We start from the raw sequence: 20,978 nt of genomic DNA, 5'->3' as shown, positions 1-20,978 counted from the left end.
TCCTTTCAGACGGAAGATCGCCGGAGGTCTCTGACGAGGCGTGAATGGATGTGCCCGATCAGCCGGTAGAGGTCGTAGCAGTAGACAGAGGGATTGCGGAACCCGGTCCCGGGCCGGTAGCGGTGAGGGTAGAGGCCGGCGCCGCACACGCGGCCGAAGCGGCACGACTTGCAGGTGTCGCTCAGCGCTTCCCAGCCCAGCTGCCTGGCTACCATGCCAGGATGCTCCAGGGCGAGGTCGAAGGGATGGTCGACGATGTTGAGCCCGGTGATGGGCGCGCCTTGCCGCACCACTTTGAGTGCGTCGGTCTGCTCGATCGTGCCGTCGGTCTCGATCACCACGAGGCTCGTCGGAGTCAGGCCCACAGACTCGCTGGCGGACCTGCCGCCCATAAGCATCTGAATGATCTCCTCGAAGAGGCGGACGACCGTGTCGCCGCTGGAGCCGTACCAGCGGTCGAACACGGCTACGAGCCAGTCGCCGTAAGGCGTCTTCTTGGGGTCGGCGGAGCGGCCAGGCGGTGGAGATTCCCAGGTGCCGTGCGGCAGCAGAAAGTCGATCATCGGCGGCCGGAACTCCAGCAGCGCCTCGTAGGTCTCGACAGGATGGTTGGCCAGGTCGATCGTGCACAGCAAGCCGCTGTAGAGATGCTCGAAGGCGGGGCTCATCAATAGGTGGAGCGCCTTGGCCACCGGATCGTAGCTGCTGCGGCCATCGGCGAAACGACGGTTGCGGTCGTTGCCGCGTGCGCTGCCGTCGAGGCTCACCCCTACCTTGACGTCGAGGTCGGCGAAGCAGCGCAGCGCGTCGTCGTCGAGGAGCACCCCGTTGGTCTGCACCGCCGCGTCGACCTGAAGGCCGGGGCCAGCCTGGGACCTGATGGTCTCCACGGCTCCGCGAAGGTAGGCGTGCCCGACGAGCAGCGGCTCGCCACCGTGCAGGATGAGCCGGACCGAGTCGACCTGATGGCGCTTGGCGTGCTCGGTGATGCGGACGGCCGCGGTCTCGATGAGCTCGGGCGCCATGACTTTGGGACGTGATCGCCAGCTCTGGTCGGCCAGGGTGTAGACATAGCAGTAGTCGCAGGCAAGATTGCAGCGACTGTGCACTTTGAGCAGGAATTGTCGGAAGGGCCGGGGTTCCCAGCCGTCCTGCAGCATTTGGGGCACATCAAGAGTGGCAGGCCACTCTCGTGCTGATTCTTGGAATGTCACCGCGCAACACCCCGTACGTGCCCCGGGAACTTGTGTAATCCGCAATGCTAGCCGAGACCCGGCAGATTGAGGAGACCAGCCTAAACTCCTGTAAATGCTTGACCATAATTAAAGAGGATCTTCGCTGAATTCCTTGAAGTCGATAAGGACGAGAGCCAGGCTGTGCCGGGTGAGCGAAGTGTCTGGATGGTCCGGTCCCAGCATTCGCTCCCGATCGGCCAGCACCCGTTCATAGGCCGATTTCGCCTCCTCGAACCGGCCACTCTTGTGCAGCGTGGTGGCGAGGTCATATCGGGTGAGCAGCGTGTCGGGATGGTCCTCGCCGAGGACCCGTTCCCGGTCGGCCAGCACGCGCCGCAGGGCCGTCTCGGCCTCCTGATGCATCCCCAAGTCGATTAGAACGGTAGCCAGGGTGTGCTCCGTGTGCAGGGTCTGGGGATGATCGGGCCCGAGGACCCGCCGCTGGTTGTCCAAGATGTCGCGATAGGACTCCGCAGCCTTCCGGAACTCCTCACGGGACTGCAGAGCGCGACCGAGATGGTGCCCTGTGAGCAGGGTGTCCGGGTGATCCGGCCCGAGCACGCGCCTGCGGTCGTCCAGCACCTCGCGGTAATACTTCTCCGCCTCGCGGAGATTGCCCTGCCGATGCAGGTTGACGGCCAGGTCGTGTCGGGTGAGCAGCGTGTCGGGATCGTCCGGCCCCAGCACCCGCAGTCGGTCCGCCAGAACCTTGCGCAGTTCGTCCTCTGCCTGCGGGAACCTCCCCCGCCTGTGGGTCAGGATGGCCAGGCTGTGCCGGAGTTGGAGCAGGGCGGGGTCGCGGGCGGAAAGCGGCCTGGTCCAGCGAACCGCTTCGTCACCGAGTTGCGAGGCACTGGGGTAGGAGCCGTACTCGCTCAAGATGTCGATGACGGTCGAGGCGCTGGAAGCCAGTTCGCGCAGGAGATCACGGGGAGGACGGCCTGGACCGCGGCCGATGAGCGCACGCAGATGCTGCGCGAGGAGGACGCCCATCGGCCAGTCACGCGGCTGGGCGGGATCCAGCCCACCCACTTCCGTGTGCAGCAGGTGCAGGCCGATCGCCCACGCCCGCTGCTGGAGGTCGTGCCGCACGGGCAGAATCCGAAAACGCGGGAACGACCTGGCAACCCGCAGGGTCTCAGCCACCAGCGGATGCAGCCGGTAGCCGGGAATGTCCCCGTCGGACGCCGGATCGGTGAGTCCGACCCTCGCCAGTGCCTCGATCGCGACGGCGACCTGGTTCGAGGTGGCCCCGATGAGGGCTCCCAGCCGGACCGGGTTCAGCATGCCTGAGGGCACGGTGTGCGCGTCGGCGAGTTGGGCCAGTACCAGGGCGATGGTCGAAGCCTCCTTCACCTGCTGGTTCCGGAGCGTATGCAGGGACAACTGCCAGGTTCGCGCCACCACCTGCCTGTCCGACGGCGGCTGGGACGTGTCGGGACGCATGTCCAGGATGCCGACCATGTCCCTTTCGAGCGCCTGCCGGTAGGCGGCGAAGGTGCGGAAGCCACTGTGCGGCCAGGCGATCAGAGTGCCCGCCAGGTACAGCGCCAACGGCAGGCACTGCAGCCTGCGGGCGAGCACGACGGCCTGTTCCGTGTCGGAGACGCCCGGGGCCAGGTCACAAAGCATCTGCGCTGCGGCCTCCTCGTCGATCGGCTCGATCGCATTAACCTCGCATAGCGGTCCCCAGGTCTTGGGGTCCCGGTCACGGGAAGTCACCACGGTCGCGCACATCGGGCTGGTGCGGATCCACCCGTTGCCGTCACCCGCCACCCCACCCGGGGGAGCCAGCACGGCATGCGGGTCGTCGGCGTTGTCCAGGATCAGGGCGAACCCTCCGGCCTTGCCGGTGCGGCGGACCGCGCCCCAGAACACGTCGGCGGCGTTTCGGCGGCCGGCCAGCGCATCCTGGACGTTCTCCGGCGGCACCCCTAGGTCATCCTGCGCCACCTGGAGTAGAAGCGTCTCGACCTGGCCCCGGCTGGTGGCCTCGACCCACCAGACCACCCGCTGTTCCTCGCGAAACTCCTCGGCGAGCTTGAGGGCGATCGTCGTCTTGCCCAGCCCGCCCATGCCGCCGAGGACCTGGACCGGCCCGCCCGGCACCTCGAGGGCCTGCCGCAGTCGCCGCATCAGATCCTCGCGGCCGCGTACGAGGGCCGGCAGGCGGCCGACGGGAGCCTCGACCGAGCCGATGCCCCCTGCGACGTCCGGAGCGTCGGCGCCTGTGGAGGCGCCGGAACCGGAGTCGCCCCTGACGAGTGAGGCCCGCCTTCGACGCCTGTCCCGCCACATCGCTACCACAGGAGGCAGCGCGATCATCGCGGCGGGCACCGCGAGCAGTGCAGCGATCACGCCGGCGATCGTTGCCACCAACTCCATATCTCTACGTTATGAGGACATACGCGATAAAGAGGATTTTCACGGAGAGGAGCAGCTTTGTAACCGTACCCTCACCCCGTGGATATCATCCGTCACGCTCAAGATCATCGTTATTAAGCCTCACGAAGCATGACATTTAGGACTAAACACCGCACCGAGGTCTGCGTCCTAGATTCAGCTCGCAGAGCAGTTTCTCCGCCACCCGGGCGCGAAGGATCATTTGATCAGCTCCATCGACCCGATGTGGGCTTGGAGAGCCGCGTCCGTGTCCAGCGGCCTCCCCGCGTAAGGCGTTCCCTTCGCCGCGTGAATCTGAAGGCCTCCATACCCCTGGAACGCACCCTCTTGGTCGTCGAGGATGGCGGCCAGGAGGTGGAAGGGGATCTCCGAGTCGAGTGCTGAGCTTACCTGGTCGAGGACCGTCGGCAGCCGCGCATCCGCGCGAAGGCGGGCAGCCTCGCATAATCGCTGTAGCAGGCATTCAACCCTCTGAGCCCGTTTACGGCCGCCCGTGACGCCTATGTCGCCATGCAATCCTGCAGCGCACGACAAAGGTGTAACTATCCATCGCCAAAATCAATCGCAGGAGGGAAAATCAGGTTCATGGATCAGCAGGCCGCTCCACAGGAACCGTTCCAGATGCCGGCGATCTGGGGGAAGAGGATCCCGGGTCGCAACAAGCACTTCACCGGTAGGCAGAATTTGCTCGATCAATTACGGACGAGCATCACTTCCACCGCCAAAGCGGCTGTCGTGCCTCAGTCGTTGCAAGGGCTGGGCGGAGTCGGAAAGACCCAGCTGGCGATCGAATACGCGTGGCGCTATCGCGGTTCATACGACCTGGTCTGGTGGGTGCCGGCAGACCATCCGATGCTCGTGCCGAGCACGCTCGCGACCCTCGCCGAGGATCTCAAGCTGCGTCCGGCGAACAGCGTCGGCATCGAGGAGGCCGCCGCGTCCGTCCGTGACGCGCTGCAGCGCGGCGATCCGGTCGAGCGGTGGTTGCTCATCTTCGACAACGCGGACGAGCCCGAGGATATCCGCGACTTCATTCCGGAGGGCGGCCCAGGGCACGTGCTGATCACCTCGCGCAACAGCCGGTGGAGCGGGGTGGCGGAGACTGTGCCTGTGGACGTCTTCTCCACGGAGGAGAGCGTCGCGTTCCTCCGCAAGCGCCTGCGCAAGGAGGTGCCGCAGAAGGAGGCGGAGCACCTGGCGGGCAAGCTCGGCGACCTGCCTCTGGCGCTGGAGCAGGCGGCCGCCCTCCAGGTCATGACCGGCATGTCGACCGAGGAGTACGTCGAACAGCTCGCCCTGCAGGCCAGGGACCTGCTCGAGCTCGGCAAGTCGACCGAGTATCCGCTGTCGATGACGGTCGCCTGGCAGCTCTCGGTGAACGAGATCGAGAAACGGCTCCCCGAGGCCGCGACGATGCTGCGCTGTCTGGCCTTTTTCGGGCCGGACCCGATCCCGAGCGCCGCCTTCCGCCGGGGAAGCAAGAGCGGCGTCAAGCTGATGGCCCCCATTCTGGCGAAACCCGTCCTGATGGCCCAGGCGTTCGGGGAGCTCAACCGGTTCGCCCTGGTGAAGATCGAGAAAGAGGCGGGCACCGTACAGGTGCACCGTCTGGTCCAAGCTCTCCTGCGTGATTCCTTGGACCCGAATAGTCGCGAAGAGTACAAGCACGAGGTGCACCTCCTGCTCGCGAGCGGCTCCCCCGGTGACCCGGAGGACACCGCCAATTGGCCCCACTACGCCGATCTGATCCCCCATCTGCGCCCTGCGGGCGTCGTCGAGTGCGCCGACCGCGAAGTGCAGCGGTTTGCTATCGACATCACCCGCTACCTCTTCCAGGTCGCGTCCTACTCCTCCGCGCGCAGGTTCGCCGAGGACTTCCTCGGTCACTGGACGAAGATCTACAAGGAGAAGGACGAGAATGTCCTGCGGCTGCGCCGACACCTGGGAAACGTCATGTGGCAGGCCGGCGCCTTCGAGGGGTCCCGCGAGCTCAACGAGCAGACCTTCGATCACATGCGCGAGGTCTTCGGCGAGAAACATGAGGAGACGCTGCGCATCAGGCTGGCCGTCGCGGCCGACCTCCGCGCCAAAGGGATGTTCCAGGAAGCCTTCGAGCAAGACACCGAGTCGCTGAAGCTGCACGAGGAGGTCTTCGGCAGGGCCGCACCCGCCACCCTGCGTGTGCTCAACAACCTGGCCCTTGACCACCTCCTGCTCAGCCAGTTCGAATCCGCGCTCGATCTCGCGCAGCTGGTCTACATAGAACAGAGCAGCGCCAAGAGCGGGATCAGCAAATGGGACCTGCAGACCTCGTGGAACGCGCTGGCGCGGACGGTCATGTTGTACGGCGACCATGACCAGGCGTGCGACGTCGGGGAGGAAGCGTACGCCCATGGGAGGAGCGAACTGGGCATCGAGCATCCGCTCACGCTTGTGGCCGCCCGCGACCTGTCCATCGCGCGCCGTCGACGTGGGGACCTCGACGAGGCTCTGGAACTCGTCGAGGAGACGTACACCAGGCTGAACAAGATCTTCGGCGCTGACAACCCGGAGACCATGTCCACACAGGTGGCGTTCAGCAACACGCTGAGGCAGGTGGGCCGCACCGCAGAGGCGATGGCCATGGCGCAACAAGCGCATGCTCGCTACGAGCAGGTTTTCCGCGACCACCCGTTCACCCACGGCTGCTTGATGAACCTCGCAGCGCTCTATCGAATGCGCGGAGACGCCGATAGGGCCTCAAAGTTGGACCAGCAGGCGTACGAAGGGTTGAAAAACAGGCTGGGGCCCAAGCACGGCTACGTCTTCGGCGCCCTCCTCAACCTGGACGGCGACATGGCGGCGCTCGGTAACGTCGCCGAAGCTCGCAGGTGCGGCGAGGTCGTCCTGGAGCAGGTGCGCGACTTCTACGGGCCCGACAATCTGCTGACCCTTTCGGCCGCCGTGAATCTCGCACTCGACCTGGATGCCGACGGGCAACCGGAGCAGGCGCAGGCACTGTACGAGAACACGATGCGACGTTACGAGAGGTACGCCGGCCAACACCCTGAGAGGATCCACGCCTCGCAGAAGAGACGCTTCATCCGGGACTTCGATCCCATCAGTCTCTGACACGGGAATCACGCGTCACGCGCCAGCCACGCCGCCCGCTGCCGAGCAGCGTCCTCGCCGCCTCGAACGCGGCTTGACGCCGGTGCGCGAACTCGACTTGCGCGTGCAGGCCGTTCTCGTCCATACGTTGGCGGCGCCAGAAGCCCGGCACGCCCAGGTGCGCGTAGGTGCCCTGCAGCAACTACGCCAGCGGCCGGGGATCGAGACGCCAGGGCGCGTGGTGCCGGCCACCGCCAGTCACGCGACGTTGAGATCCCGATGGCGCCGAACCTGACTCTGGCCTAGCAGGAGTCGCAGGCGAGGTCGCTGCGGCTGTGCGCTTTGAAGAGGAATTGACGGAGGGGCGGTAGACGCCATCCATTCCGCAGCATTTCGGCACCCACTGGAACTATAGGAGTGATGTCATGACTTAAGTACCATTACTGCTTTACTGCCACCCATGGAACCGCCGGTGAAGGTCCCTGATCTCGTCTGCCAGCTCCCCCACCGGCCCCTCCACCGAAGCCCCCGGCAGCACCTCCCGGATCGCCAGCCCCCGCACCGGCGCCGGAGCCACCCCCATCTCCCCCAGCCAAGCCGACAACTGCTCCGACGACGACGCGTACACGATCCGTCCGAGCCCCACCCACCCATGCGCCGCCGCGCACATCGGGCAGTGTTCGCCGGAGGTGTACACAGTGGCCGCGGCCCGCTCCTCAGCGGTCAGGTTGGCGGCGGCCCACCGGGCGAGTTCGAACTCCGGGTGGCGGGTGTGGTCGCCGGTCGCGACCACGTGGTTGTGGTCCTCGCCGAGGACGGTGCCATCCCCGCTCACCAGCACGGATCCGAACGGCTCGTCGCCTGAGGCGAGGGCCTGGGCCGCGAGTTCGACACATCTGCGCAGGTAACGAAGGTCTGTCTCGTTCATGAGGACTACCCTGCCACGTCCGAAAATCGGTTGATTGACGGTATTAGCCTTAGAAGGATGCCTCCTGATACGCGCGTTCCCGGTCGTCCCCTGTTCGAAAACATCTCCTTGTGGCGGTTGCGGCGCTATCTGCGGCCGTACGTCGGAAAGCTCGTGTTCATCTGGCTAGCCGCGATCGTCGGCATCGGCGCCAGCATCGCGTTGCCCCTGGTCGGCGAGAAGGTCGTCGACGGTCCGGTGCGTGACGGCGACAGCCGGGCGCTGCTGCTGCTCGGGTCGCTGGCGCTCGGCCTCGGCGTCCTCGAAGCGCTGCTCATCTTCCTGCGCCGGTGGGCGCAGATCGGTCCGGTGCTCGGGCTGGAGACGAACATCCGCGACGACCTCTACCGGCACCTGCAGCGGCTGCCGATGAGCTTCCACGGCGAGTGGCAGTCAGGCCAGCTGCTGTCGCGGGCCACCACGGACCTGTCGACGATCCGCAGGTTCCTCGGCTTCGGCATGCTCTTCCTGGTCATGAACATCCTGCAGCTGATCACGGTGACCGTGCTGCTGCTCAACATGTACTGGCCGCTGGGCGTGCTCGTGGCCGTCTCCGCGGTGCCGATCGTCATGCTGTCCCTGCGGTTCGAGAAGCGCTACATCCGCATCTCACGGCAGGTGCAGGACGAGCAGGGCGACCTGGCCACGCTGGTCGAGGAGTCGGCCATCGGCATCCGCACGATCAAGGCGTTCGGCCGCCGCCACCACGTCTTCGAGCGTTACGACGAGGCGGCGCGCCGGCTGTACGGGACATCGATGGACAAGGTGCGGCTGTCGGCGCGCTTCTTCACCTTCCTGGAGGTGATCCCGAACGTCACGCTGGCGCTGGTGCTGCTGCTCGGCGCGCTGGCCGTGGGTGAGGGCGCGCTGACGCTGGGCGCGCTGTTCGCGTTCACCACGCTGGTGCTGCAGCTGGTGTGGCCGATCGCCAGCCTCGGCTACATCCTGGCCATGGCCCAGGAGGCGATGACGGCCGCCGACCGGGTGCTGGAGGTCATGGACACGGTCCCGGAGATCCAGGGCGGGTCCGCCCAAGTCGAGCGGCCGCGCGGTCACCTGCGGTTCGAGGGCGTGGAGTTCCGCTTCCCCGGCGCTGCCCGGCCGGTCCTGCGCGACCTGTGGCTGGAGGTGCGGCCGGGCGAGACGGTCGCGGTGGTGGGCGCCACCGGCTCCGGCAAGACCACGCTGACCGCGCTGGTGCCGCGGCTCCTGGACGTCACCGCGGGCCGGGTCACGATCGACGGCCGGGACGTGCGCGACCTGGAGCTGCCCGAGCTGCGCTCGATCGTGGCGACCGCGTTCGAGGAGCCGACGCTGTTCTCGATGAGCGTGCGCGAGAACCTGACGCTCGGCCGCCAGGACGCCACCGAGGAGGAGCTGGACAGCGCGATCCGCACCGCGCAGGCGATGTTCGTGTACGACCTGCCGTGGGGGCTGGAGACCCGGATCGGCGAGCAGGGCATGTCGCTCTCCGGCGGCCAGCGGCAGCGGCTGGCCCTGGCCAGGGCGGTGCTGAGCAGGCCGAGGATCCTGGTGCTCGACGACACCCTGTCGGCGCTGGACGTGGAGACCGAGGCGCTGGTCGAGGCCGCGCTGCGGGAGGTGCTGCGCGAGGCCACCGGCATCGTGGTGGCGCACCGGGCCTCCACGGTGCTGCTGGCCGACAAGGTGGCGCTGCTCGACGGCGGCACGATCACCCACGTCGGCCGCCACCAGGACCTGCTGGCCGAGGTGCCCGAGTACCGGCAGCTCCTCGCCCAGGACGCCGATCTGGACCCGTCGGAAGGAGCCCTGCGTTGACATCCGCCACGACCGACTGGCGCGGGGTCGCCTCCGAGAACCAGGACGAGCTGACGGATCAGGTGAGCGGCCTGCTGCGGGCCCGTTCCCGCAGGCTGCTGGGCAACCTGCTGGCCCCGCACCGCAAGGCGATCGCGGTGCTCACGGCGGTCATCATCGCCTCCAGCGCCGCCGGGCTGGCCATCCCCTACCTGGTGAAGGTGGGCATCGACGCGGGCATCCCGCCGATGCTGCGCGGCGAGGGGACGGGCACGCTGCTGCTCGTGGTGGGCGTGATCCTGGCGGCGGCCGGGGCGCAGGCGCTCACCCGGCAGGCGTTCCTCACGATGTCGGGCCGGATCGGCCACGAGATCCTGCTGGAGCTGCGCAGGAGGGTGTTCGACCACTTCCAGCGGCTGTCGCTGAGCTTCCACGAGAAGTACACCTCCGGCCGGGTCATCTCGCGGCTCACCTCCGACATCGAGGCGATCGCCGAGCTGCTGCAGGCCGGTTTCGACGGGCTGGTCACGGCGGTCCTGACGATGGTCGGCACCGCCGTGCTGCTGCTCGTGCTGGACGTGGAGCTGGGGCTGGTGGCCTTGGTGCCGCTGCCGATCCTGCTGCTGTTCACCCGGTGGTTCCGCCGGCAGTCGGCGATCGTCTACCGGCGCACCAGGGAGACGGTGGCGCTGGTCATCGTGCACTTCGTCGAGTCGATGACCGGGGTGCGCGCGGTGCAGGCGTTCCGCCGCGAGCCGCGCAACCAGGAGATCTTCGAACGGCTGGACGACGACTACCGCCAGGCCAACGCGCGCAGCATGAAGCTGATCGCGGTGTTCATGCCGGGCATCAAGCTGATCGGCAACCTGACGGTGGCGGCCGTGCTGTTCTACGGCGGCTGGCTGGCCTTCCACGGCGAGGTCACGGTGGGCGTGCTCACCGCGTTCCTGCTCTACCTGCGCGGGTTCTACGAGCCGATGCAGGAGATCAGCCAGTTCTACAACACGCTGCAGTCGGCCAGCGCGGCGCTGGAGAAGCTGTCAGGGGTGCTGGAGGAAGAGCCGGCGGTGCCGGAGCCGCGCACCCCGCGCCCGCTGCCGGCCGCGCGCGGCGAGGTGCGCTTCGAGGGCGTCCGATTCGCGTACGTGGAGGCGATGCCGATCCTGCCCGGCCTGGATCTGGTGATCCCGGCGGGGCAGAGCGTGGCGCTGGTCGGCTCCACCGGGGCGGGCAAGACCACGCTGGCCAAGCTGATCTCCCGCTTCTACGACCCGACCGCGGGACGGGTGCTGCTGGACGGGGCCGACCTGCGTGAGCTGGACGAGGCCACGCTGCGCCGGGCCGTGGTCATGGTGACGCAGGAGAACTTCCTGTTCAACGGGTCGGTGCTGGACAACATCCGGTTCGGCAGGCCGGGCGCGACCGAGCGGCAGGCGCACGAGGCGGCGCAGGCGATCGGCGCGCACGACTTCATCATGTCGCTGCCCGACGGCTACCACACGGACGTGGGCAAGCAGGGCGGGCGCATGTCGGCGGGCCAGCGGCAGCTGGTGGCGTTCGCGCGGGCGTTCCTGGCCGACCCGGCGGTGCTGATCCTGGACGAGGCCACCTCCAGCCTGGACGTGCCGAGCGAGCGGCTGGTGCAGCGGGCGCTGCGCACGATCCTGGCCGACCGTACGGCACTGATCATCGCCCACCGGCTGTCGACGGTGGAGATCGCGGACCGGGTGCTGGTCATGGAGCGGGGCGAGATCGTCGAGGACGGGCCGCCGGACCGGCTGGTGGCCGCCGACGGCCGCTTCGCCGGCCTGCATCGGGCTTGGTTGGACAGCCTTTCCTGAGGTCCGCGGGAGCGGCCGCCCGCAGTGCGGAAAACGTGCGGAAAACCTGCGGCGGCCGTTCCCAGCTGGGGCATAGCCTGCTTCGATGGATGGATCAACGACTTCCTGGCGTAACACCACGCACGACTGGGCGAGCGGGGTGGACGCCGAGCACCTCGCGCACATCCGCCGGCATCCGGCCGTGTTCGCACCCGGCGGAGTCCGGCACCTGATCCTCGAGGTCGTCGCCTACGCGGCCGACGAGGCGGAGACCATCGGCGGCGGGCGCTGCACCGTCACGCTGCACCCCGACGGCTCGGTGTCCGTGGCGGACGAGGGGCGCGGCACCGACACCCGGCGGGACGAGCACGGCCGGTTGGTGAAGAAGCCTGTCATGGCCTCGAAGGACCTCCGGTTCTTCGACCACCCAGAGGCACAGGTGCTCCCCGACGGCCATCCGCGGCGCGGCATGTCCGTCGTCGCGGCGCTCAGCGAGTGGCTCGTCCACACCAACCGCCGCCGAGGCGGAGCCTGGACCCAGCGCTACGAGCACGGGGTTCCGGTGACGGGTCTGGAGCCGATCGCCGACGACGGGGCGACCGGGACGGTCGTCCACTTCCGGCCCGACGCGCACCTCGACGCCGCGACCGGCGACCTGGCCCGGCTCGCGGGTCTGTGGGAGGCGCTCTCGGTCACGGTGAACGACCACGGCGCGCGACCTGGCGGCGTCGTGACATGACAGAACTCGGCGCGCGACCTGGAGGCGGCACCGTGACCTGACAGACCTCGGCGTGCGGCCTGGTGCGGAGCGAGCCGGTCGCCATCATGTGACAGACCTCGGCGTGCCGCTAGTGCGGTGCGGTGGTCGCCATGGCGCGATAGACCTCGTACGCCGCTGCCAGCACCAGCGGCACCCCGAGCATGATCAGCAGCCGGTGGTGACGCGGCGGCCGGGCCGCCACCGGCGGGGGGACGACGTCGATCGCCGCCACCACCACCGGCACCGGCTCGGGTTCGGCCGCCGAGATCAGCTCGGGGTGGCGGGCGAGGTAGCCGTCGGGGAACGAGGTCACCACGATCCCGCCGCATGACGGGCAGGTGGCTCCCGACCACGGTGGCTGCACCACGACGCCGCCCATCAGCCAGATCTCGCCGTGGCGGGCGAGCCTGACGGTGTACGCCTCTTCCCAGACGTGCCAGCAGCACAGGCACTCCAGCGGCCAGAGTCGAGGCACGCCGAATCCGTCGTGCACGAGGACCACCCCCCCGATCACGGATCGTCATCCGCCCTGAGTGTGCGCCCGGGGGGTGCCCCCAGCAAGATGGTCCTTATGACACTCTCTGTTAGAGAAATATCACCATCTGTTATGCCTCGATCCAGCGCCGCCGCTTCCGTACCGGGCTGATCAGCGGGGTGGGATCGGGGTCGGCGGGCCGGGCGGGCCGGATCAGCTCCGGGTGGTGCGCGAGATAGCCCTCCGGGAACCGGACCGTCTGGTGACGGCCGCAGCTGGGGCACATCTCCGACGCCGAGGGCGGCGGCACGGGCACCCCGCCGCGCAACCAGATGTCGCCCCCGTTGCGGCCCTCGACGTGGCGGACGAGGTATTCCTCCTCCCACACGTGCCAGCAGCCGCGGCACTCGAAGGGGACCTTTGTGAGCTCTTCCTTCATGAGGTCACCTCCCTCACTTACGAGTGTCCGCCTCCCTCCCGCGCGGCCGCAACCCGGCCTCACCTCACGGTCAGCACGAACACCAGGGCCCCGGCGACCACGGCGAGCGTGCCGAGCCAGGCGAGGACCGCGTCGGCCCGGTGGTCCAGCGGCCGGCCGCCGTGCAGCGCCGCCTGCACCCGGCGGAAGCGGGCGCCGGTCCTGATGAGCAGGATCCCGCCGCAGAGCGCCGCCGCCGCGAACGCGGCCGCCGCGGGGAGCGGCAGGCTGGTGCGCACCGCCAGCCCGGCGGCGCCGAGCCCGCCGGTCGCCAGCAGGACGGCGGTGCGCACCCAGGCCAGGCGGGTGCGCTCGCTCTGCAGCCCCTGGTCCCAGATCTCGTACGGGTCGCCCATGGTCAGGCGGCGAGCAGGATCATCACCAGGGCCAGCACCGCCACGGCGGCGACCCCGTACCCGAAGACGGAGGCCAGCGCCGGCGGCGGGAGCGGCGTCTGGGCGCGCAGCGCGCGCTGGATGTTGCGCCAGCGCGGGTAGGCCATGCCCGCGGCCAGCGCCGACAGCGCGACCAGGACGACGGCCAGGGTGGTGCGCAGCCACGGGACGAACGCCTCCGCGGGCACCGCGGCCATGGCCACGCCCCCCGCGCTGAGCGCCAGGGCGGTGCTCAGCCAGGTGAGGAACGTCCGTTCGTTGGCCAGGGTGAATCGCGGGTCAGGCTCCATGGGAGAAACGATATTTCGCGACCATTCTCCCTAGAGAAAGCGGGTTTCACCCCCCGGCGCAGGCCTCGGTGACCTGCTGGACGTAGGCGGCGGTTTCGGAGCCGACCTGCTGGACGGCGTCGACGGCGTCGTTGACGTCCTTGACGTTGATGCCGGCCAGCGTGGTGGCGAGCTTGTCGGAGGCTTCCTTGATGGTGGTGTTGGCCGCCTCGTCGGCGAGGTCGTTCAGCTTGGCCGCGGTGTCGTCGAGGGCCTTCTCCATGGCCTGCGGGTCGTCGGTCAGCTGGGTGAGCTTGGTCGTCAGCTCAGTGATGATCTTGGGGGCCTCCAGGCAGGCCTGGGCCCGGTCGATCGTGCTGTTGACCTCGGAACAACCGGTCACGGCGAGCACGAACGCGGGGACCACGACGAGGGGCGCGAACCGGCGGTAGCGGCGAGACATGTCTCGACCCTACCCAACGGCCCGCGCCCCGCACGCGATCACAGCTTGGCGAAACAGGGTCCGTCGAAGGTGTAACCCTTGGCGGTCGGGCCGGTGAAGAAGTCCCGCACCTCGACGACCCCGGTCGGGGAGCCGTCGTCGGGCTTGTTGATGAGGGTCTGGCGGAAGGTGGCGGCGTCGGGGTCGTCGGCGAAGTTGCCGGCCTCGGGCGGCAGCATGCCCTCGTAGTCGACGGTCTTGAGCGACTTGACGGCCTTGAGCAGACCGGCGCGGCTGATGTCGCCGTCGGCGACCATCTTCTCCAGCGCCGCCTTCATCGGGTACGCCCAGGCCCAGCCCGAGGTGTAGCCGTCGTTGGGGGTGACGCCGGGCAGCGCGTCACGCATGGCCTGGTGGCCGGGCGTGTCGGAGCTCCACGTCTTGCCCGGGGCCGACTGCTCGTACAGGGCCTTGAGCGCCTCGGCGGCGGGTGACTGGAGCAGGGCGGGGTTCCAGGTGGGGCCGGTCCCGATGAAGCGGCCCTTGAAGCCGGCCGCGGCGCTCTGGCCGACGATGGTGGCGGCGTCGGCGGGGCCGGTGGTGAGGATCACCAGGTCGGGCTTCTCACGGGTGATCTCGGTGATGGCCCGGCCCTGCTCGGTGGCCCCCGGCGGGGTCTCGACGCCGGTGAACTCCAGGCCGTGCGCCTCTGCCGCGATCTTGGCGCCCGCGGCGGCGTCCGCGCCGTAGTCGCCGGCCAGGTGGACGGCCATCACGGACTTGGGCTTGTAGGTCTCCATGGCGTAGTCGACGGAGTTCATCGCCTCGACGCAGTAGTTGGCGCCGCTCTCGATGACCACGTCCTCGAACTCCCAGGCGGAGGTCCAGGAGGCGGGCGCGGAGACGACGTTGTTCGCCTTGAGGTCGCCGATGATGGCGGCGGTGGTGGGCGAGCCGAGCGTCTGGGCGAGTCCGAGCACCTGGTCCTTGATCTCGTTGTAGACCTGCCGGTGCACCTCGGGGTTGTACTTGTTGTCGCGGACGTAGCGGGTGACGTCCACCTCGTACTTGCCGCCGATGCCGCCGGCCTTGTTGACCCGGGCCCAGAACGCCTTCTGCGCCTCGGTGATCGGCACGGCCAGCGCCGCGAACGGCCCCGCGGTCAGGTCGGAGATGGAGCCGAGGTAGATGCATCCCTTGTTGCTGTCGACAGCGGAGGGACAGGGCTCACTGGTGACTCCTGTCGTCTGGGCGCTCTGTCCGCCCTCGTCGTCCCCCCGGAAGACGCCGCACGCGGACAGAAGGGCCACTGCTGCAGTGATGGCCACCACATAGCGACTCTTCATGAAATGACCCCTTCTAGTAGGAGAAAGGCCAGGCTTTCCAGTAATTCCGTACGCGGATCCAGAGGCCGAACAGGCCCCGCGGTTCGAAGATGAGGAACAGCACGATCAGCAGGCCGTAGAGCACGGTCTCGACCTGGAACACGTTGGGCGTCTGCGTGGTGTCGCCGCTGATGATCGGCACCAGCGCGGGCAGCGCCCGGGTCAGCGGCTGCAGCAGGGAGATGAACAGGGCGCCCGCGATCGCCCCCGAGACGGTGGCCACCCCGCCGATCAGGACCATCGCGATGAACTGCACGGACAGCAGCAGACTGAACGAGCCCGGCTCCACGTACCCGGAGAGGGTGAAGAGCAGCCCGCCCGCGCAGCCCGCGTAGAAGGACGAGACGCCGAACGCGAGCACCTTGTAGCGGGTGAGCGGCACCCCGATGACGGCGGCGGCGATGTCGCGGTCGCGGATGGCCGCGAACGCCCGGCCGACGCGGGAGCGGGCCAGGTTGCGCGCGGCGACCGCGAAGACCACGAGCAGGATCAGCATGAGCAGGTAGAGCTGCTGTTCGCGGGTGCCGAACGCGCCGTCCTGGTCGAGCCTGGCGCCGAAGAGGGCGGGGACGGCCGCCTCCCTGCCGACGCCGACGCCGCCGGTCAGCTCCTGCCACTCCTTGAAGATGTGCTCGCCGAGGAAAACCAGGCCGAGCGTGACGATGGCCAGGTAGAGCCCGCGCAGCCGGGTGGCGAGCGGCGCGACGAGCACGCCGGCCGCGGCGGCGACGAGCCCCGCCGCGGGCAGCCAGATCCAGATCTCGGTGATCCCGTACCCGATCGTGTCGCCGCCGGGCGGCCCGGACAGGGCGGCGGCCGTGTAGGCGCCGATGGCGACGAAGAAGGCGTGCCCGAGCGACACCTGCCCCGCGTACCCGGTGACGATGTTGAGCCCGATCGCCCCGATCGCGAGCACGTACGCGGCGGCGAGCACCTCCAGCGCCGAGTCGGCGAGCACCCCCGACAGCAGGAGCGCCAGCAGCACCAGCGCGCCCGCCGAGACCCGCTTGGCCCGGGTGTCGAGCAGCGCCATGTCCTGGGCGTAGGAGGTGTAGAGCAGCGGCCGCCCGCGCACCCGGCGGGACCGGCCGGTCGGTATGGCCGGGGCGGCCTGTGGGGCGCCCTCCCGCGTTCCCGTCATACCCGCTCGACCTCCCGGGTGCCGAACAGCCCGTACGGTTTGACCAGCAGGACGACGAGCATGACCACGTACGGGGAGACGATCGCGAAGTTCTGCCCCAGCCACGGCAGGTAAGCGCCCTGGTACGACTGGAACAACGACTCGACCACCCCGATCACCAGCCCGCCGACGACGGCCCCGCCGAGCGAGTCGAGACCGCCCACGATGATCGCGGGCAGCGCCTTGAGCGCGATGATCCAGGTCGTCTGCTCGATGCCCTGCCCGGTGCCGACGAACATGCCGGCGACGGCCGCGAGGAATCCGGCCAGCGCCCACGACACCGCGAACACCGCGCCGACGGAGACGCCCTGCGCCAGCGCGGTCTCCTGGTCGTAGGCGGCGGCCCGCATGGCCAGCCCGTACTTGCTGTAGCGGAAGAACGTGAACAGCAGCGCGACCAGCACGGCGGTGGCGGCCATCATGGCCAGCCAGCGCTGCTGCACCACGACCGGGCCGAGCGAGACCAGGTCGAACCCCCACGGGTCGCCCACCTGGCGCACGTCCCTGCCGATGAAGCCGTTGACCACCACCCGCACCACCACGTCGATGCCGAGCGTGATGATCGCCACCACGAACACCGGCCGGCCCACCATGGGCCGGATCGCCACCCGTTCGATGCCGAGCGCGACGGCGGCGATGAACAGCGCCGCCAGCAGCGCGCCCAGGTAGAAGCCGGTGACCGGGGCGAGGTAGCTGACCGCGACCGCGCCGGCCAGCATGAGCGCGGGCTGGGCGAAGCTGATCACCCGGGTGGCCTTGTAGATGATCACGAAGCCGAGGGCGAGCAGCGCGTACACCGAGCCGTTGCCCAGCCCTCTGATGATCGTCTCCAGCGTGCCCGTCACCGCGTGTACATCCCTTCGACCTGCTGCTCGAAGAGCTTGGCGATGGCGCTGCGCTTGACCTTCTGGGTGGCGGTCAGCTCGCCGTCCTCGTGGTCGAGCTCCTTGGGCAGGAACGCGAAGCGCTTGATCTGCTCGGCCCGCGCGAACCGGGCGTTGACCTCGTCGACGATGCCCTGCACCAGCACCCGCGTCTCGGGTTTCTCCGACAGGTCGCGGTAGGTGGTGTACGGGATGCGGCGGCGTCTGGCCCACTCCCCCACCGTGTCCAGCTCGATGCCGATGAGGGCGACGAGGTGGGGCCGCTGGTCGCCGATGACGACGGCTTCCTTGATGTACGGGGACGCCTTGAGCGCGTTCTCCAGCTCGCTGGGGGCGACGTTCTTGCCGCCGGCGGTGATGATGATGTCCTTCATCCGGTCGGTGATGCGCACGTGGGTGCCGTCCACCCATTCGCCGACGTCGCCGGTGTGCAGCCAGCCGTCCGGGTCGAGCACGTCGGCGGTGGCGCGCGGTTTGCCCCAGTAACCGGCGAACGTGCCCCGGTGCCTGGTCATGATCTCACCGGTGACCTCGTCGATCCTCAGCTCGACGCCGGGGTGCGGCTCGCCGACGGTGCCGAGCCGGACCCGGCCCGGCCGGTTGGCGGTGGCGATGGCGGTGTTCTCGCTCATCCCGTACACCTCGTGCATCGGGATGCCGATGCCCATGTAGAACTTGAGCACGTCCGGCGCGATCGGGGCGGCGCCGGAGGCGGCGTAGCGGACCCGGCGCATGCCGAGCCGCTCGCGCAGCGCCCGGTAGCAGAACACCCAGCCCGCCGCGTACAGCAGGCGGGTGACGGTCGTGTGCGTGCCGCCGGTGCGCACCAGCGTGTCGCCGATGCGGTCGGCGACCCGCAGCCAGAACCGGCCGGTGGCCTTCTTCAGCGGCGAGGCGGACTCCAGCCGGATGTCGACCTGGGCGAGCACCTTCTCCCAGATGCGCGGCACCCCGAACAGGATCGTCGGCTGCACCTCGCGCAGGTTGGCCTGGACGGTGTCGATGGACTCGGCGAAGTTCACCTGCACCCCGGCGGCGGCGTTGAACCAGACGGTGAAGGCCCGCTCGGCGACGTGGCACAGCGGAAGGTACGACAGCGTCAGGTCGCGCGTCGACGGCGGCGGGTCGGCGAAGCCGCCGCCCAGCGCGAGCGTCTCGATGCCGAACTCGATGTTGCCGACGGTCAGCATGACGCCCTTGGGCGGCCCGGTGGTGCCGGAGGTGTAGATGAGGGTGGCCACGTCGTCGGGCCGCGCGCCGGCCATCCGGTCGTCGAGCGCGCGGGGATGCGCCTCCCGGTGCCCGGCGCCGAGCGCGAGCAGCTCCTCCCACGGCATCAGGCGCGGGTCGGTGTAGCGGCCGCGGATGCCGCGCGGCTCGACGTAGACGACGTGCCGCAGCTCAGGACACTCGTCGATGACCGCCAGCGCCTTGTCGACCTGCTCCTGGTCCTCCGCGATGAGGATCTTCGCGCCGGAGTCGGCCAGCAGGTACGCGACCTCGGCGGGCGGGTTCGTCGGGTAGAGGCCGACGGTGACGCCGCGGGCCGCGACCGTGCCGATGTCGCCGTAGAGCCACTCGGGGCGGTTCTCGGCGTGGATGGCGACCCGGTCGCCGGGCTCGACGCCGAGCGCGAGCAGCGCGTGCCCGACCAGCTCCGCCCGGTCCCAGTAGGCGTGCCAGGTCACCTCCCGCCAGATGCCGAAGTCCTTGTGCCGCATGGCGACCGCGTCCGGGGTCTCGGCGGCCCGGTCGCGGACCCGGGTGACGAGGCTGGTGAGTGTGGCGGCGACGGGGGTGGCGGTCATGCGGTCCCTCCCAGATAGGCCTCGATGACCCGCGGGTCCTGCTGCACCTCGGCCGGGGTGCCGAGCGCGACCGGGCGGCCGAAGTCCAGCACCAGCACCCGGTCGGCCAGGTCCATCACCAGGCCCATGTCGTGGTCGACGAGCACAATCGGGATGCCGAGCTCGTCGCGGATGTCGAGGACGAACCTGGCCATGTCCTCGGTCTCCTCCAGGTTCATCCCGGCGACCGGCTCGTCGAGCAGCAGCAGCCTGGGCTCCATGGCCAGCGCCCGGCCCAGCTCGACGCGCTTCTGGACGCCGTAGGGCAGCAGCCGCACCGGGTGGCGGCGCCACGCCTCCAGCTCAAGGAAGTCGATGATGTCCTCGATCTGCGCGCGGGCGGCCAGCTCCGCGCGCCGGGCCCGGCCGAACCACCACAGCGCGGCCAGGGCGCCGTAGCGGAAGTGGTGGTGGCGGCCGAGCATGAGGTTGTCGAGCACGGTCAGGTTGTGGAACAGCTCGACGTTCTGGAAGGTCCTGGCCAGCCCCATGGCGGCGATCTCGTGCGGGCGGCGGGCCAGCAGGTCCTCGCCGAGGAAGCGGACCTGCCCCGACTGCGGCCGGTAGACGCCGGACAGCACGTTGAACACCGAGGTCTTGCCGGCGCCGTTGGGGCCGATGACCGCCAGCAGCTCGGCCGGGCCGACCTCGAAGGAGACGCCGTCGATGGCCTTGACCCCGGCGAAGCTCAGCCGCACGTCCGACACCTGCAGGATGCTCACGACAGCCACCGCTTCCTGCGCTTGTAGTGCTTGACCTCGCGGAAGGAGCGGACCGCGCCGAGGTAGAACTCCTTGATGTCCTCGTCGGCGAGCAGCTCGGCGGCGGGCTTGTCCATGACGATCTTGCCGGTTTCCATGACGTAGCCGTGGCTGGCGATGGACAGCGCCATGGTGGCGTTCTGCTCGACGAGCAGCACCGTGGTGCCCTGCCGGTTGATCTCCACCACGAGGTCGCGCACCTGGGCGACGAGCGACGGGGCCAGGCCCAGGCTGGGCTCGTCCAGCAGCAGGTAGCGCGGGCCCGCCATGAGGGCACGGCCGACGGCCAGCATCTGCTGCTCGCCGCCGGACAGGTAGCCGGCCACGCTCCTGCGCCGCTCACGCAGCACCGGGAACAGCCCGTACACCCGGTCCAGGTGGGACTCGGCGGCGGTGTGGCCGCCGACCTTGAGGTTCTCCTCCACGGTCAGCTCGGCCAGGATGCGCCGGCCCTCCATGACCTGGCTGATGCCGCGCCGCACGATCTGGGCGGGCCGCAGGTGGTGGATCGGCTCGCCCTCCAGGGTGACCGCGCCCTTGGTGACCTCGCCGTCGTGCACGTCGAGCAGCCCCGACAGGGCGCGCAGGAGCGTCGTCTTGCCCGCGCCGTTCGCGCCGAGGAGCGCCACGATCGAACCGGGGGGCACGGCCAGGCTCACGCCGCGCAGCACCAGCATCACGTCGTCGTAGACGACCTCGAGATTGCGGACTTCGAGCACCGCGGCTCCCGGGATTGTGGTCCAGATCACTCCCCGATGACCACAGAGTCCACGTTCACCCGACACGCAGCAAGAGGTGCGGCCGGAAT

At 69.1% G+C, this 20,978-nt stretch carries 19 protein-coding genes; 4 read left to right on the top strand and 15 right to left on the bottom strand.

The annotated features are described in order from the left end of the window. Positions 1-5: 5 nt before the first annotated feature. Together ACGFI7_RS08810 and ACGFI7_RS08805 are read right to left on the bottom strand one after the other, a co-directional pair. Positions 6-1,160: an FxsB family cyclophane-forming radical SAM/SPASM peptide maturase gene (locus ACGFI7_RS08810; protein ID WP_393401035.1), complete on the bottom strand. Its 1,155-nt coding sequence runs from the start codon at positions 1,158-1,160 to the stop codon at positions 6-8. 162 nt (positions 1,161-1,322) lie between these two features. Continuing rightward, the gene (locus ACGFI7_RS08805; protein WP_393401033.1) at positions 1,323-3,620 is read right to left on the bottom strand and encodes a tetratricopeptide repeat protein; all 2,298 of its coding nucleotides are present in this window, start codon (positions 3,618-3,620) and stop codon (positions 1,323-1,325) included. A 603-nt stretch (positions 3,621-4,223) separates the two neighbouring features. On the opposite strand from ACGFI7_RS08805, the gene fxsT reads away from it, so the two are divergent. After that, the gene (gene fxsT / locus ACGFI7_RS08800) at positions 4,224-6,749 is read left to right on the top strand and encodes an FxSxx-COOH system tetratricopeptide repeat protein (RefSeq protein WP_393401031.1); all 2,526 of its coding nucleotides are present in this window, start codon (positions 4,224-4,226) and stop codon (positions 6,747-6,749) included. On the opposite strand, the gene ACGFI7_RS08795 is transcribed toward fxsT, so the two are convergent. Further along, the gene (locus tag ACGFI7_RS08795; protein ID WP_393401028.1) at positions 6,739-6,930 is read right to left on the bottom strand and encodes a hypothetical protein; all 192 of its coding nucleotides are present in this window, start codon (positions 6,928-6,930) and stop codon (positions 6,739-6,741) included. The genes fxsT and ACGFI7_RS08795 overlap by 11 nt on opposite strands. Before the next feature lie 246 nt (positions 6,931-7,176). Then, entirely contained in the window at positions 7,177-7,656 is a 480-nt protein-coding gene (locus ACGFI7_RS08790; RefSeq protein ID WP_393401026.1) for a nucleoside deaminase, read from the bottom strand. Between the two features lie 153 nt (positions 7,657-7,809). Between ACGFI7_RS08790 and ACGFI7_RS08785 the strand changes: the two genes are divergently transcribed. The 3 genes from ACGFI7_RS08785 to ACGFI7_RS08775 all read left to right on the top strand — a co-directional run bounded on the left by ACGFI7_RS08785 (position 7,810) and on the right by ACGFI7_RS08775 (position 12,033). Continuing rightward, on the top strand, positions 7,810-9,495 hold the full coding sequence (locus ACGFI7_RS08785; RefSeq protein WP_393401023.1) for an ABC transporter ATP-binding protein: 1,686 nt from the start codon (positions 7,810-7,812) through the stop codon (positions 9,493-9,495). Beyond that, positions 9,492-11,315, top strand: coding sequence for an ABC transporter ATP-binding protein (locus ACGFI7_RS08780; RefSeq protein ID WP_393401021.1), 1,824 nt, complete (start codon positions 9,492-9,494; stop codon positions 11,313-11,315). Before ACGFI7_RS08785 ends, ACGFI7_RS08780 begins: the two co-directional genes overlap by 4 nt. A gap of 85 nt (positions 11,316-11,400) precedes the next feature. Then, complete coding sequence (locus ACGFI7_RS08775) at positions 11,401-12,033, top strand: hypothetical protein (RefSeq protein ID WP_393401018.1); 633 nt, start codon at positions 11,401-11,403, stop codon at positions 12,031-12,033. Positions 12,034-12,142: 109 nt separating this feature from the next. On the opposite strand, the gene ACGFI7_RS08770 is transcribed toward ACGFI7_RS08775, so the two are convergent. The 11 genes from ACGFI7_RS08770 to ACGFI7_RS08720 all read right to left on the bottom strand — a co-directional run bounded on the left by ACGFI7_RS08770 (position 12,143) and on the right by ACGFI7_RS08720 (position 20,919). Then, positions 12,143-12,529 carry a hypothetical protein gene (locus tag ACGFI7_RS08770; protein WP_393401016.1) on the bottom strand — a complete coding sequence of 129 codons (387 nt, stop codon included), beginning with the start codon at positions 12,527-12,529 and terminating at the stop codon, positions 12,143-12,145. A gap of 130 nt (positions 12,530-12,659) precedes the next feature. After that, complete coding sequence (locus ACGFI7_RS08765; protein WP_393401013.1) at positions 12,660-12,968, bottom strand: hypothetical protein; 309 nt, start codon at positions 12,966-12,968, stop codon at positions 12,660-12,662. A 59-nt stretch (positions 12,969-13,027) separates the two neighbouring features. Next, entirely contained in the window at positions 13,028-13,363 is a 336-nt protein-coding gene (locus ACGFI7_RS08760; RefSeq protein WP_393401011.1) for a DUF202 domain-containing protein, read from the bottom strand. A 2-nt stretch (positions 13,364-13,365) separates the two neighbouring features. Then, positions 13,366-13,692: a YidH family protein gene (locus ACGFI7_RS08755; RefSeq protein ID WP_393401009.1), complete on the bottom strand. Its 327-nt coding sequence runs from the start codon at positions 13,690-13,692 to the stop codon at positions 13,366-13,368. Positions 13,693-13,738: 46 nt separating this feature from the next. Beyond that, positions 13,739-14,134, bottom strand: a complete 396-nt coding sequence (locus tag ACGFI7_RS08750; RefSeq protein ID WP_393401007.1) for a hypothetical protein — start codon at positions 14,132-14,134, stop codon at positions 13,739-13,741. Positions 14,135-14,172: 38 nt separating this feature from the next. Next, a complete protein-coding gene (locus ACGFI7_RS08745) occupies positions 14,173-15,459 on the bottom strand; it encodes an ABC transporter substrate-binding protein (protein WP_393401005.1) in 1,287 nt (428 codons plus the stop codon). 13 nt (positions 15,460-15,472) lie between these two features. Then, positions 15,473-16,639, bottom strand: coding sequence for a branched-chain amino acid ABC transporter permease (locus tag ACGFI7_RS08740; protein WP_393401003.1), 1,167 nt, complete (start codon positions 16,637-16,639; stop codon positions 15,473-15,475). Further along, positions 16,636-17,523 carry a branched-chain amino acid ABC transporter permease gene (locus ACGFI7_RS08735; protein ID WP_393401000.1) on the bottom strand — a complete coding sequence of 296 codons (888 nt, stop codon included), beginning with the start codon at positions 17,521-17,523 and terminating at the stop codon, positions 16,636-16,638. The genes ACGFI7_RS08740 and ACGFI7_RS08735 overlap by 4 nt, the downstream gene beginning before the upstream one ends. Then, entirely contained in the window at positions 17,520-19,370 is a 1,851-nt protein-coding gene (locus tag ACGFI7_RS08730; protein ID WP_393400997.1) for an AMP-dependent synthetase/ligase, read from the bottom strand. The genes ACGFI7_RS08735 and ACGFI7_RS08730 overlap by 4 nt, the downstream gene beginning before the upstream one ends. Beyond that, the gene (locus ACGFI7_RS08725; protein WP_393400994.1) at positions 19,367-20,131 is read right to left on the bottom strand and encodes an ABC transporter ATP-binding protein; all 765 of its coding nucleotides are present in this window, start codon (positions 20,129-20,131) and stop codon (positions 19,367-19,369) included. Before ACGFI7_RS08725 ends, ACGFI7_RS08730 begins: the two co-directional genes overlap by 4 nt. Beyond that, on the bottom strand, positions 20,128-20,919 hold the full coding sequence (locus ACGFI7_RS08720; RefSeq protein ID WP_393400991.1) for an ABC transporter ATP-binding protein: 792 nt from the start codon (positions 20,917-20,919) through the stop codon (positions 20,128-20,130). Before ACGFI7_RS08720 ends, ACGFI7_RS08725 begins: the two co-directional genes overlap by 4 nt. Positions 20,920-20,978: the final 59 nt, after the last annotated feature.

The sequence above is a fragment of the Nonomuraea sp. NPDC048826 genome, from assembly GCF_043198225.1.
GTDB lineage: Bacteria > Actinomycetota > Actinomycetes > Streptosporangiales > Streptosporangiaceae > Nonomuraea.
The sequence above is the reverse complement of the archived record's forward strand: the minus strand, read 5'-3'. Positions and strand labels throughout refer to the sequence as shown.